Below are 13,000 nucleotides of genomic sequence, written 5' to 3' on the forward strand. Positions count from 1 at the left end.
CATTTCTAAAGGCCTGTATAGCTAAATGGCGTAATCGCGTGCAGTTCTGTTTTCACATTATCTGATACGTTCAACCCATCAACGAACTCCTTAATGGTATCAGCTGTAATTTTCTGATTGGTACGAGTTAATGCTTTCAGCGCTTCGTAGGGTTGTGGATAACCTTCGCGTCGTAGAATCGTTTGAATACCTTCAGCCACAACGGCCCAATTGGCTTCCAGATCAGCCTGAATAGCCGCGGGATTCAGTTCGAGCTTGTTCAAGCCTTTCAACAGCGATTTTAACGCAATAACCGAGTGAGCGAACGGAACGCCTATGCTACGTAACACAGTCGAATCGGTCAGGTCTCTTTGCAAACGGGAAATAGGTAATTTGCCAGACAGGTGCTCAAAAAGAGCGTTGGCAATACCCAGATTCCCTTCTGAATTCTCAAAATCAATCGGATTAACTTTGTGTGGCATCGCCGACGAACCCACCTCCCCTTCTTTCAGCTTCTGTTTGAAGTAGTTCATCGATACGTACGTCCAAACATCTCGGTCGAGGTCAATCAGGATCGTATTCAGGCGTTTGAAAGCGTCGAGGGTGGCTGCCAGCATATCGTAGTGCTCAATCTGAGTGGTGAACTGGCTACGTACCATTCCCAGGCTTTCTACGAATTTATCACCGAATTTCTTCCAGTCTTCATGTGGATAAGCGACGGCATGAGCGTTGAAATTACCCGTTGCCCCACCAAATTTAGCTGCTGTTGGAATGTCGGTCAGTAAATGAAGCTGCTTTTCAATGCGTTCGACGAATACCAATAATTCTTTCCCTAGGCGGGTTGGTGAAGCAGGTTGCCCATGCGTACGAGCCAGCATCGGTACGTCTTTCAATTGCTCAGCCAACTCCTGCAAGCGCATAAAAACCTGTCGATAGAGTGGAGTAACTTCAGTATCAAGTGCGTCGGATAATGATAATGGAATAGCCGTATTATTAATATCCTGAGATGTCAGACCGAAGTGAACAAATTCCAGAAACGGATCAACGGGTGATCCTTTCAGTTTTTCCTTGATGAAATATTCAACTGCCTTAACATCGTGGTTTGTCGTTTTCTCAATCTCCTTGATACGTAGCGCGTCTGCTTCCGAAAAGTTTTCGTACAGCGAACGTAGTACTGAAAACTGCGACGCATCGACTCCAGCCAACTGCGGAATTGGCCATTCACAGAGCGCAATGAAATACTCAATCTCAATACGGACCCGGTAGTGAATCAGGCCAAATTCAGAAAAATAAGGAGCCAACACCTCCACCTGCGCACGATAGCGACCGTCAACAGGTGAAATAGCCGTTAATGCAGTTAAATTCATCGTTATTAAGAGTCATTATTAGGCCCTAATAGCCATTAGTTTTCAGTCAGTTGTAAGAATTGACCGAAAATTAATGGCTATCAGGAATTATGGATTGCTGGCATCAGAATGGATTCAGATAAACACCAACGCCAATCCAGGATGTTTGCTGGTCTTCATACTGGCTATATGGACGGAAGCCGGAATACCCTTCCAGTAAGAACGTCAGGTTATTTTGCGTACGACCTAGTTCAATGCCCACGCCCCCGTGAATACCCGGCCGGAAATCGGTTTGTTGCCAGAATTTAACATCAACTCCCCCTACTAATCGAGCGGCTTTGGTCGATGGTTGTTTGTAGAATGCTCCAAGCTGCGCACTCAACGGTTTCCGCTCATCTGTCTTACGTAGCACAATGCCCGCGCCACCATACAAGCGCCAGTTATTCACCGTTCGGCTATACGTAACGTCCAATAGCTCATAATTAACCGAATTAGGCGAAGGGGCGGTGATTTGATTCCGATAGATATAGTCATCGCCTAAGTGCGAAGACAAATGATAGACCCGGAAACGATAATTGTTGTCACCCCGGCGGAGGTTATAGATGATACTGATTTTATAATCGTTATTCACAATTTGTCTACGAGCCTTACCAGCTTTGCTATCGTAATAAGCCTCAAACTGCGTGAACGACGCCAGATCAAGAACCCATTCTTCAGCACGACCCGCTTCGGTAGTCCGGCGATAAAACGGTTTGGCAAACCCAAACGCGAACGGAACAATACTACCTGCATATTTCTTTCCTTCTGTCCAATAGCCTGGCAAAACGCTTCCATAAGTTTGGGCTTCCAGCGGGTCCAGTACAATTGGCTCAAATAAGTGTCCTTTCGGCAAAAATTCGCGTCGAGGCTGAATGGCAACGGGTTCGCTGGTAATTACCTGCACGGAATCAACCATTCGCACTTTTGGCTTCTTTTGCCGTACAGGACGTTCAGGCTTTGCAACTTTTGCAGGAGCTTCAACAGGCGCAGGTTGTACTTTTTCTACTTTAGGAGCAGGAGTTACTTCATCCGATTCTGGATGAGCCACTTCGACCGGAGTAGGAGCTGGCACAGTCTCTTTTGCTTCTTTCTTACGCTTTTCTCTCCGCTCTTTTCGCGTAGGTTCCGCTGGCGCAACCACAGCAGGAGCCTCTGTAGGCTGGCTAATCGCTGGAGCAGTCGGCGTAGGCGTTGGAACGACAACGGCAGGCGCAGCTTTAGGCGGTTCTGCTACGTCCAGGCTTTTCCCTGCTTTTTTAGCTTGTCGCTGACGTTCTTTTTCCGCCTGCTTCGCTTCGTATTCCCGCTGTTTTTGTGCCCACTCAGCCCGAATCTGACGTTCGCGCTGAATTTCACGTTCTAATTTTTCTTTTTGCCGCTGTTCAGCGGGTGTTAACGGACGTGTAGCTGGCGTTTGCTGTGCTAAAGCCACTGTTCCTGCCAAACAACTTAGCAGAAGAACGAACAGCATTTTTCTCATAAAGTGATAATAAAATTGCCCACGAAACGAGCCCAATTGACTCAAGGCGAAAGGGTTATTGTTTAAGTGCTGCGTAGTGTTTGTAGAAATAAGGAATCGTTTCGATACCCTTATAAAAATTGAATAGACCGTAACTTTCGTTGGGCGAATGCAATGCATCGCTATCCAGGCCAAAGCCCATTAGAATTGATTTGACTCCGAGTTCTTTCTCAAATAAGGCTGTGATCGGAATACTGCCACCCCCGCGTGTAGGAACAGGTTTCTTTCCCCAGGCATCTTCAAACGCTTTACTGGCAGCTTCAAACTCAACCGAATCGACGGGCGTTACGTAGGGCATGCCGCCATGATGTGGCTTTACCTGAACCGTTACGCCAGCAGGTGCAATGGACACAAAGTGTTTGGTAAACCGCTCTGTAATCTCTTCGGGAGTCTGATCGGGCACCAGCCGCATACTGATTTTAGCCGACGCGACGGAGGGCAGTACCGTTTTTGCGCCTTCGCCTATGTAACCGCCCCAGATTCCATTGACATCCAGCGTAGGCCGAATTGACGTACGCTCATTGGTCGAATAACCCGTTTCGCCCATTACGTCGTTTATCGCCAGATCACGTTTATACTCTTCCAGGTCGAATGGTGCTTTTGCTAGTTCAGCCCGTTCTTCATCACTCAATTCGGTTACGTTGTCGTAAAAGCCAGGAATTGTAATACGGCCTTGTTCGTCGTGTAGAGAAGCAATCATTTCGCACAACACATTGATCGGATTGGCCACACCCCCTCCGTAAACGCCTGAATGTAAGTCCCGGTTAGCGCCCGTCACCTGAACCTCTACGTATGATAAGCCGCGCAGACCTGTTTCCAGCGAAGGCGTTTCGTTCGAGATGATGCTTGTATCCGAAATTAAGATCACATCAGCTTGCAGCATGTCCCGGTGCTCAACCACAAACGTACCGAGATGATCAGAACCAACTTCTTCTTCACCCTCGATCATTACCTTAACGTTGCAGGGCAAACCATCCGTAGCCAGCATCGCTTCAATGGCTTTGATATGCATGTAAAATTGACCCTTGTCATCACAGGCGCCCCGAGCGTAAATACGTTCGTTACGAATCGTTGGCTCAAAGGGTGGCGTATTCCAGAGTTCGTATGGATCCGCAGGTTGTACGTCGTAATGACCGTAGACCAGCACGGTTGGCCTGGCAGGGTCTACAATTTTTTCAGCATAAACAACCGGATGGCCCGGCGTATCATATAATTGAGCCTTATCCAGACCAGCTGCCGTTAGTTTATCTCTGACAAATTCGGCGGCCCGACGTACGTCGCCTTTAAATTTAGAATCGGCTGAAACAGATGGGATACGTAACAGATCAAACAACTCATCTAAAAATCGTTGCTTGTTTGCTTCAAGATAGGTAGTCATAGAATCAATAGTCGATAGTCGACAGGTATTAGTCGATGCTATTAAATTCTATTGACTAATGGCGATCAACTGTCGACTCTAAAAAGTTCGCCCCGAAGTTACGCACTTTTCGCGCAACGACGGGGCGTCGATTAGCATAAGATGCTGTTTATTCGTTTAAGGCTTTTTCCGGAATCGGATCAGGATCGTTCGATTTTCCTTACCACGTAGTAACCGACCGATATTTTTCTGGTGTGTTAATACTACTAAAAGGAAGACAATAAAGCCGAAACCAATCAGCAATGGATTTTCTTTCTGACCAAAGATCTGCAACAGTAACAGGACGGGGAAAGCCAGCGCAGCCAGAATTGACCCCAGTGATACGTACTGCGAAGCAATAACAACCAGTAAAAAAATACCAATACAAACAGCCGCCATTTCAGGATGTGTCGCCAGCATCATGCCCAGCAACGTAGCAACTCCTTTTCCTCCTTTAAAATTAGCAAAAACTGGATACAAATGACCCATAACAGCTACCAATCCGAAAATAATCTTGAACGTCAGAATTTCATTTTCTGTAATGACATTCATGTACCAAAGGATCGACGATAAAATTGCCGCCGTATAGCCTTTTAACACGTCTACCAGCATCACAACCGTTCCAGCCCGTTTGCCTAACACCCGAAATGTATTGGTAGCACCGGCGTTACCGCTACCGTATTGGCGGATATCAAGGTTAAAGAACGCCTGTCCATACCAAACAGCCGTTGGAATCGATCCTAACAGATAAGCTACTACTGTGGTGATACTGATAAGAAAAATATTCATCAAAAACTCAGCTAGATAGTTACTGGATAAAGAAGCCGCCAAGCAAACCTACCGGCCCTGTGAAAGGAATGTAACCCCAAAATTAAGCGATTGTTACTAACCGACCAATCTTTTTACTCTATAAAACAACTTGATTATTCGATTAAATCCCGAAATAGTTTCATTTATTTTCCACCTACAACTACTTCACGTAATTGCTCATTAGCCAAGTACAACGTAGCTGTTTCCATAATATCGGTTGGAGTAACCGCCCGAATGTTTTGGATGTACGTTGTCAAAAAATCTTCCGGCATTCCATCCAGGAGAATTACTTTGTAGCGATCAGCAATCTCAAAGGGCGTATTCAGTGAGCCGACAAACTCTCCAGCCATATAATTCTTCACGGTTTCTAACTCATCTGCTGGCACTGGCTGTGTTTGTAAAATCTGGATCTCTTTACGGATTTCGTCCAGCGTTTGCTGGGTGTTTTCTTTGTTCACGTCGGTTCCAATTAAAAAGTAACCGTCACGCCGGAAAGAAGGCATATTCGATGAAATGCCATACGTAAAACCTTTCTCCTCCCGAATATTTTTCATAAGCCGCGAGCCAAAATAACCTCCCAGGATTTCGTTTGTCACGAGCATCTTAAAAAAATCAGGGTGGGATCGATTGAATAACCGTCGACCCAATCGAATGGACGACTGTATACTATCCGGCTTTTCGGCCAATACGGGCAAGTTGTCATCAGCAATCGTAGTATTGACAGATGGAGTTAGGCCATCTGACTGAACCGAAAGTTGTCCCAGCTCACGATTAATAAGTAGCACCTCATTTTCAGTTGCCTGCCCAGCCAGAATTAATTGAAATGGTTGATTCAGAATAGCTTTTTTATAGAAATCAACGACATCTGATTGGGTAAACTGCGCAACGTATTCAGGGCGTTGACCGCGCCCATACGGGTGATTCGTTCCAAACAGTTTTTCGCGGAATAAAACCCCTGCGAGGTAGGCGTTCTTCTCGTAATTAATGCGCAGGTTTTGGAGGGTAATGTTCCGCAGATCTTCCAGTTCTTTCTGTGGAAAGGTCGGCTCCGTCAGCATTTCACGTAGCAACGGCAGCGCATTCGGCAGAAATTTTGTCAGGCAATAGAAAACTATACTAGCGCGATCAGGTCCACTGTTTAATTCCAGAAAGATACCGTATCGATCAATATATTCGCTGATTTCAGTCGATGAGCGTGACCGCGTTCCTTCAGCCAGCATCTTCATGGCAAAAAACGAGGTGACAGGCACTTGTTCATACCATACTCCTGCATTGAAAACGCATTCCAGCCGAAGAACCGGCTGATGCGCGACTGCAATCATGTGTAACGGTATACCATTATCTAAGTAATGTGTTTGTACGGCCGGTAGCCGCACTTCCTGAATAGCCTGAAAATCGGGAGACTGAGTTCTGTCAAGAAACATAAGTGCAAAAAAAGCGAAATAGCGAAAGAGTGAAAGAGAAAACTAGCTTATCCAGTTCACTCTTTCACTCTTTCGCTATTTCGCTCATTAAATTAGTTTGAATCATCCGTTACGTCGTCGTCGGCGATACGGTTGGATTTATTGAAGTTAAGCAGGAGTGAAAGCCGAAACGTTTCGGACAATGGATTCCCTTGTTTTACAGGAAGTAAATAAGAAAAATCAACCCCGAACCGATCCTGGAGACGTAGTCCAATACCTGTCGTAAAATATTTCCGTCCTCCTTTTTGATTCGATTCGTTGAAATAACCAACACGGGCAGCAAACTGATCGTTATACCAATATTCAATACCTGTTGAAATCGTAATTTCTTTCAGCTCTTCGCTGAAACCGCCCGGTGCATCAGCAAACGAACCAAACACGGAGCTAAAATAATCTTTGTTTGCGTTTAAATTGACGCCATTCACAACGTTGGGCGTCGGCACCATTAGCTTGTTGAAATCCAGCACAAAATTGAATTTATTGTACTGATCGACGTAGTACGTCAGACCGGTTCCTAAACGCAGGTTTGTTGGAATGAAATAACGTTCAGTACCCCCGTAGTTAAGGCGACCGCCCAGATTAGAAATCATTCCACCAAATGCCCAGCCTAAGCCCTGACCAGTGGCATTATCGCGAGCTTCGTTCCGATAATAGAAACTAATGTCGGCAGCAGCTGTCGAGCCCGGTTTGAGGCCAGGGTTCGAACTACCCGCAGCTAGGTTAGAGTTCAAATACTTCAGATCAACGGCGAGCGAGAAATTTTGGGAAAGACGCTGCGCAAAGGAAGCTGTAAGCGCATACTCGCGTGAATTGAACGTACCGGCTGCCACACCTGTGTTCGTTGTAAAATCGACCGTTCCTAAGTCGAAATACATCAACGAACCGGAGACTACCGAGTTCTTGCCAACTTTTCCATAGCCACTCAGGTACGTATAGTACATGTCGCCGATCAGGTTGCGCAGCCAGGGCGTATACGAAACAGAAGCCCCTGAGCTTTGTTTGGCAAATACCAGTTTCGATGGATTCCAGAAAACCGCATTCGCATCAGGATCACCTAAGGCTACACCCGCTTCACCCAGCGCACCAGAACGGGCATCAGGCGTGAAGTTTAAGAAAGGTACCGATGAGGTCGGGATATTTAATTGCCCAGTGAGACCGTTTACCGCTGTTGTCGATTGGGCAGATACATCGAAGGAAAGTGAAGATAAACTACAAACGGTGAGAAGGATGCAAGCAAAATTTAGCTTCATACAAAGAATGTTAGTCAATGACAGAAACTGGTGTTAGTAAGGAATAACAGTTCTGTGCGGTCAAAATTACAATGAAAGGTTGGATTAGAAAAAGAGGATAACGTATATATCAGTCAATCATTTCATTAATACTAATCGCTGGGTTCCCGTTGCCCCGCTGCCGTCAGCTGCCGAACGAATGTCAAGTCGAACAATATAAAGTCCATTTGGTAACGATTGTCCATTGCTGGCTAAGCCACTCCAAGTGCCAATATTAAATGTTGCATCACAGTCTGTGCACTGCCCCGTCTGCTGATTTAACAACCGGCTGTTAAGATCATAAATACCTACTGTCCAGTCGAGTGGCTCTCCAGAGCGGTTTAGTTCGGCGGTTAATACGGTCTGCGTAACAACTGGATTTGGACTGGCTCGTAACGACTTTATCGCTAGTCCTATCCTATCGGAAACTACTAAGGTCAACGCCCCCTCGGTTGAATTATTGTTAATATCCCACGCTTTCACCTGAACGGTATACGTTCCTGGTAACATATTGCGAAACGTATACAGAACCTCACCCTGTCGTCCATCGCTATCCTTAGCAACGTAATAGTCGTTCAAAACAATCACCTCCTGATTATTAACTTGAGCCGTCAGTTCATGCCCTAAGCCCGAACGAGCAACATTGATACCTCGGTTATCACTCAAACTGATACGAAGTGTAACATCTGGTCCGGCTACGTGTAAAACTCCTCCATCGGCGGTCCCATCTGCAACAGCAAATTTCACCACAGGCGGCTGATTATCAACACTATCAACCACAATACTTCCCCCAATTCTTAGGCTATCAGAGCTTCCAATGGCTGTTAATGAGCTATCTGACCGAACAGCGTACAAATACAATTTTCCCAGACCGACGGTATAGTTAATATCTTTTGGCATGGTGAACTTTGCCGTAAATCGCCCTTGCTGGACAGGCACCTGTCCAGTAAAAATCGGATTCGTAAACGCCGAGTAGGTCATTTTAGGGCTATCGTTTTCTGAGCCAAGGGTCGTATGGGTTACTGATTTATCGTACAGACTTATCTTAATCATTCCCGAAAAATCGGCAAGTCGCTGGTTTGGCTGCCGAATTTCACCGCTAAACTCAACTGTCTGCAACGCACGTAACGTATCAACGCGATTTCTCGTCACGGCTTTCCCGTTTACCTGAGTAAGTGTTGCCTGTGCCTGTGGATAGGCTAGTTGCATTGATGGATCGCCCAGGAGCGCGAAATTTCGATTAACGGCCCCAACTAAACTGTTATTTTTCGTGATACGCATGACATCTCCCAAGCGAGGCAGCTTTCCATCGATAGGTTTGAAGACGGCATTATAAAACGCTTCGTTCAGAAGTAGATTCGTATTCGCGTATACAGGACGGGTTGTTGTCAGTAATCCAGCGGCTCCACCGGTTCGGCTTAGCAGAATTAGTTCCGCCCCTGACGTAGCAGCTGGGTCATCGTAGCGACCAAACTCACAGGTAGCGGTTACGAATAAAGGAAGGCGTTGATTTTTCCAGGAAAGAATATCCTGCAACGTAACAATTTGCTCTTCGGCCAGGCCCAAAACACCACCATGTCCGCTATAATTAATAATCAGTCGCCCATCGGCAACGGCCTGATTGATGAGCTGATTGACGACTGGCGCCTTCTGTCCGTTACTTGTATTTTCCTGCGGATATTCGTCCATAAATATTCGCTCGGGTCTGTAAGCCGGGGCCACTTTTTCGATTTGCATGGCCATTTGATTCGCATCGTTCTGGTGAATATTTTGATCACCATCATCGGCCACGAGCATGACCCGCGTTTGCCAATCGCCGGTTAACGATTGATTCGATCCATACCGAATGAGTTTGTCAACAACCGTTCGGGCTTCGTCAATCGATTTGACTGGCAAGCGTCCGACTCCGATCGCCATTTTATAATCCCCCGCAATGGACTCAGGCCACTCCCCTTCGTTGGCCCCCATGAATCCGAAATAATCATCGGACGAATAACTTAAAACGGGATGCAATGACTCGCGGCTTTCGTAAACGGGTACCATATTGGCTGATTGGGCCGCGCTGGTCATCGTCAGTATGTTCCGATAGTCGAACGTAGCATCACCGAACAGCAGTAAATATTGAAATTTATCTGACTGTTTCTGGTAAAAATACCGTGCCATATCCCGAATAGCCGTTGGATCGGCCTGTCCTGACCCAAATTCGGTATATACCTGCTGGGTCGTAACAACCAGAACCGATAGCTGATCGTGTTCACGCCGGTAGGCAGCCAGTCGATCCGCCTGCTCGCGCCAGGTAGCTGGTGTTATAATGATTAAATTCGGGACAGACTGGCTATGAATATCTTGGTTAGTGATCGTTACCAGCGATGCAGGCGATAGGGTAATTGCGTCCGTAAATAAGAAATAATCTCCAGAACTGGAAGAAAGCCAGCCAGCCTCTTGCGAAGCCGAAAGGGCATAGGCCTGAGCAGCCGGAATGAGTGGATTCGTTACGTCCCAGATACGTAGGCTGCTATTGGCCTGTTTAACGCCATATTGGCCCGCCGGTAACCGACGAACCCAGATCGGTTTATCATATTGCCGAAGTTCACGACGGAATTGTATGGCTACATAATTTAGATAGCCCTGCGCTATGGTCTGGCCGTATTTTCGGAACGTTAAGGCCAATCGTAGCGAACTGCTGCTCGCTGACAGACTAGTCTGAAACGTATCGGTTCGGCTTATCCCCTGATAATCGTACTTTCCGGCTTGCCCACCCACAATCGTCGACATAGGCATTGTGCCCACTAGTTGATCATTAACCTGAAGCCGGAACTGTGTCGGCGAAGTTGCAGCGGTCATCACTGAAGCCGTTAATCGAATCGCTGAGTTCGCTACAATACCCGGCGTATCAAATGAGATTATTTTCGTGGTATCGTAAGCAACAAAAGACTCACCAAACCACTCTCGACCCGATCGTACCGTCGACAGCTTCGACAAATCCTGCTCATGGAACTGATAATCGTCGAACGTAGTGACCGTGGGCGAAGCCAGCAATTTACCTGCTGAACGTTCTGCCAAACGTAATCCTGGTGATGTACCAATTGTCAGAAAATAAAAAGTTGTATCAGAATAAAAGTTAATCTGATGGCTAAAACGCCGGGCAGTAGAATCATAACGAACGGCGTGTGGACTTTGGCCGAAAAAAAGAATGGCATCACCCGCGTCAAACTTACCGTCTGCTTCGCCAAGTACCTGAATGGCGTTTTCCGTTAGATCCGTTGGGCGGGCAATTGCATTGGACTGCGGCAAGATTCTTCCCCCATTTCCATATAAACGCAATTTCCTGGGATCAGCCGTCGCAAAAGCGGGGTTCATTCGCGCCAGCTGCGCTTGATCGAGCCTGTAGACACCCGATTCGGTGACACCAATTTTTAGCCACACTCCACTTTTTAGTATAGATTGAGCCTGCGTACTATAGTGAAGAATAATTAATGCCAAATGTAGAATAACGAGTATAGTCAATTTGAGCCAGCCTACCTGGAGCGGCCTTTGCCTATTCTTCATTCTAGATTTTGTATTCTTCATTCTATAATAATCTCCACCAGCGCATGAGCCAGAATTGCGTACGATCTTCCTGATGAGACTTCTTTACAAACGACGCGAGTGCGACGTAGCGTACCCCGAATGAATGTCTTTTTAGCAAATTGAAATACTCTCCCCTCCGAAACGTCACGTAGCATTACCTGATTCGCAGACAAATTAGTCGTCTGTGGTTGATCAACTTGACGCAAAGCCATTACAAGCGCAGGATTTGCGTAAGTTGTAGCGGCTGGCTTGAGCAGGTATTGACGTAACGGCTGAAGAATGGCCTTTGGGAAGACATCTTCATTTAATATGGGCTGCATCAGCTGTTGAAAAGCGGTTTGCCAGACAGGTCCATGTGGCCGAATATGACTCCGTCGAAGTGATTTATTTTGACTATGAACAGCCGCATGCGCCACTTCGTGAACATACGTAATCAGGAAAGCGTAAGGATTCAGATTCGCGTTTACCGTAATCTGGGTTCGATTGTATGGCAGAACACGGAAATCGCCTAAACGAGTACGACGAGGTCTAGCAACTTGAAACGTGAATTGATATTGCTGCCATAATTGTTGGCAATAGACGACAGAAGCTTCAGGAACGTAGTTTGATAACAGGTTAGTCAACGTAAAAACAAAAAAAGAGCCCTCTACAAGATAAGGCTCTTTTTCAATTTGTAAGAATAGACTTACTTATTTTTTTGCTGAATCAGGAACCATCGTGGTATCCGTTTCCGTCATCATCGTCGCCGACGAATCAGTAGCCATGACAGTAGTATCGGTGGTGATTACAGCGGTTGAATCAGTTGACGTTTCTTCCGTTTTAGGTTTGCTTTGGCAAGAAGCGAATGTTAACATGCTGCCAACGAATAGTAGAGCGAATACTTTTTTCATTATTAGTGGGTGCTATTTTAGATTTTCGGGTGCAAATATAACCTTTCACCTCTTAATGCAAAATAACGTCACGCTGATTTTATTAAGAAGACATATTATAACAAAAAAGTCCTATTCTTGATTGTATTAATCAAAACCTGTTTGATTGCTTAAAGTTGTTTTTCTTCTTCTTTTGATGATCGCGAGAGAATGCGGTCGTATACACCCGTACTGCGGAATGTTAGTAGTTTATGCCCGAAATAATTAGCTAAAAAACTAAAACCCATTCCCACTACGTGCGACCCTTTTTCGCGCCAGAACATCGATACTTCGGGGAAATGAGGATTTGCCACCCATTCAAGCGTAGCTACAGCTACCCCTACCTGAACGCCCCAAGCAATTAAGGCAATAATAACAAACTTGACCATTTCTCGGCCCGTATTACCTGTTTGTTTTGCCGAAAACGCGAAAAGCTTCGTTGGTAGAAAACTAACAACCGTAGCCGTTAGATAGCCAAGTAAAACGCTGGTAGAATAATCGAATTTAAGAGTTTCCCGGAAAAAAATCTGGCTAAAGAAGTTTACTGAGGCACCAAACAGAGCCGTTAGAAAAAAGGAAAAAAAACTTTTATAGCTGTTAGTTTTCGGCTGTTCGATGGCGCTCACGTTCACTGTTTTAGCAGGCAGAAAAGAGTTGTGTATATATAACTATCGACCAAATGAATTCTCAAAAGTACTACTT

At 45.9% G+C, this 13,000-nt stretch carries 10 protein-coding genes; all 10 read right to left on the reverse strand.

Going from position 1 to position 13,000, the window contains the following annotated elements; genetic code table 11:
- Nucleotides 1-5: 5 nt before the first annotated feature.
- The 10 genes from purB to IC230_RS25475 all read right to left on the reverse strand — a co-directional run bounded on the left by purB (nucleotide 6) and on the right by IC230_RS25475 (nucleotide 12,924).
- The gene (purB, locus tag IC230_RS25430; protein WP_191041879.1) at nucleotides 6-1,346 is read right to left on the reverse strand and encodes an adenylosuccinate lyase; all 1,341 of its coding nucleotides are present in this window, start codon (nucleotides 1,344-1,346) and stop codon (nucleotides 6-8) included.
- Nucleotides 1,347-1,449: 103 nt separating this feature from the next.
- A complete protein-coding gene (locus tag IC230_RS25435) occupies nucleotides 1,450-2,844 on the reverse strand; it encodes a DUF1207 domain-containing protein (RefSeq protein ID WP_191041880.1) in 1,395 nt (464 codons plus the stop codon).
- 55 nt (nucleotides 2,845-2,899) lie between these two features.
- Nucleotides 2,900-4,261: a dipeptidase gene (locus IC230_RS25440; RefSeq protein WP_191041881.1), complete on the reverse strand. Its 1,362-nt coding sequence runs from the start codon at nucleotides 4,259-4,261 to the stop codon at nucleotides 2,900-2,902.
- Nucleotides 4,262-4,417: 156 nt separating this feature from the next.
- Entirely contained in the window at nucleotides 4,418-5,068 is a 651-nt protein-coding gene (gene plsY / locus IC230_RS25445) for a glycerol-3-phosphate 1-O-acyltransferase PlsY (RefSeq protein ID WP_191041882.1), read from the reverse strand.
- Between the two features lie 164 nt (nucleotides 5,069-5,232).
- On the reverse strand, nucleotides 5,233-6,513 hold the full coding sequence (locus tag IC230_RS25450) for a M16 family metallopeptidase (RefSeq protein ID WP_191041883.1): 1,281 nt from the start codon (nucleotides 6,511-6,513) through the stop codon (nucleotides 5,233-5,235).
- A 92-nt stretch (nucleotides 6,514-6,605) separates the two neighbouring features.
- Nucleotides 6,606-7,802: a type IX secretion system outer membrane channel protein PorV gene (gene porV, locus IC230_RS25455; RefSeq protein ID WP_191041884.1), complete on the reverse strand. Its 1,197-nt coding sequence runs from the start codon at nucleotides 7,800-7,802 to the stop codon at nucleotides 6,606-6,608.
- A 117-nt stretch (nucleotides 7,803-7,919) separates the two neighbouring features.
- On the reverse strand, nucleotides 7,920-11,303 hold the full coding sequence (porU, locus tag IC230_RS25460) for a type IX secretion system sortase PorU (RefSeq protein WP_317171839.1): 3,384 nt from the start codon (nucleotides 11,301-11,303) through the stop codon (nucleotides 7,920-7,922).
- A gap of 83 nt (nucleotides 11,304-11,386) precedes the next feature.
- A complete protein-coding gene (locus IC230_RS25465; RefSeq protein ID WP_223860839.1) occupies nucleotides 11,387-12,013 on the reverse strand; it encodes a SprT-like domain-containing protein in 627 nt (208 codons plus the stop codon).
- A 66-nt stretch (nucleotides 12,014-12,079) separates the two neighbouring features.
- Nucleotides 12,080-12,280, reverse strand: coding sequence for a hypothetical protein (locus IC230_RS25470; RefSeq protein WP_191041886.1), 201 nt, complete (start codon nucleotides 12,278-12,280; stop codon nucleotides 12,080-12,082).
- Between the two features lie 149 nt (nucleotides 12,281-12,429).
- On the reverse strand, nucleotides 12,430-12,924 hold the full coding sequence (locus tag IC230_RS25475) for a GtrA family protein (protein ID WP_317171840.1): 495 nt from the start codon (nucleotides 12,922-12,924) through the stop codon (nucleotides 12,430-12,432).
- Between the last annotated feature and the right edge of the window lie 76 nt (nucleotides 12,925-13,000).

The sequence above is a fragment of the Spirosoma validum genome (assembly GCF_014699035.1).
Taxonomy (GTDB): Bacteria; Bacteroidota; Bacteroidia; order Cytophagales; family Spirosomataceae; genus Spirosoma; species Spirosoma validum.

Coding starts and splice junctions, on each gene's coding strand:
- IC230_RS25435 (WP_191041880.1), bottom strand. CDS start 2,844: ATGAGAAAAATGCTGTTCGTTCTTCTGCTAAGTTGTTTGGCAGGAACA.
- porV (WP_191041884.1), bottom strand. CDS start 7,802: ATGAAGCTAAATTTTGCTTGCATCCTTCTCACCGTTTGTAGTTTATCT.
- IC230_RS25440 (WP_191041881.1), bottom strand. CDS start 4,261: ATGACTACCTATCTTGAAGCAAACAAGCAACGATTTTTAGATGAGTTG.
- plsY (WP_191041882.1), bottom strand. CDS start 5,068: ATGAATATTTTTCTTATCAGTATCACCACAGTAGTAGCTTATCTGTTA.
- IC230_RS25470 (WP_191041886.1), bottom strand. CDS start 12,280: ATGAAAAAAGTATTCGCTCTACTATTCGTTGGCAGCATGTTAACATTC.
- IC230_RS25450 (WP_191041883.1), bottom strand. CDS start 6,513: ATGTTTCTTGACAGAACTCAGTCTCCCGATTTTCAGGCTATTCAGGAA.
- purB (WP_191041879.1), bottom strand. CDS start 1,346: ATGAATTTAACTGCATTAACGGCTATTTCACCTGTTGACGGTCGCTAT.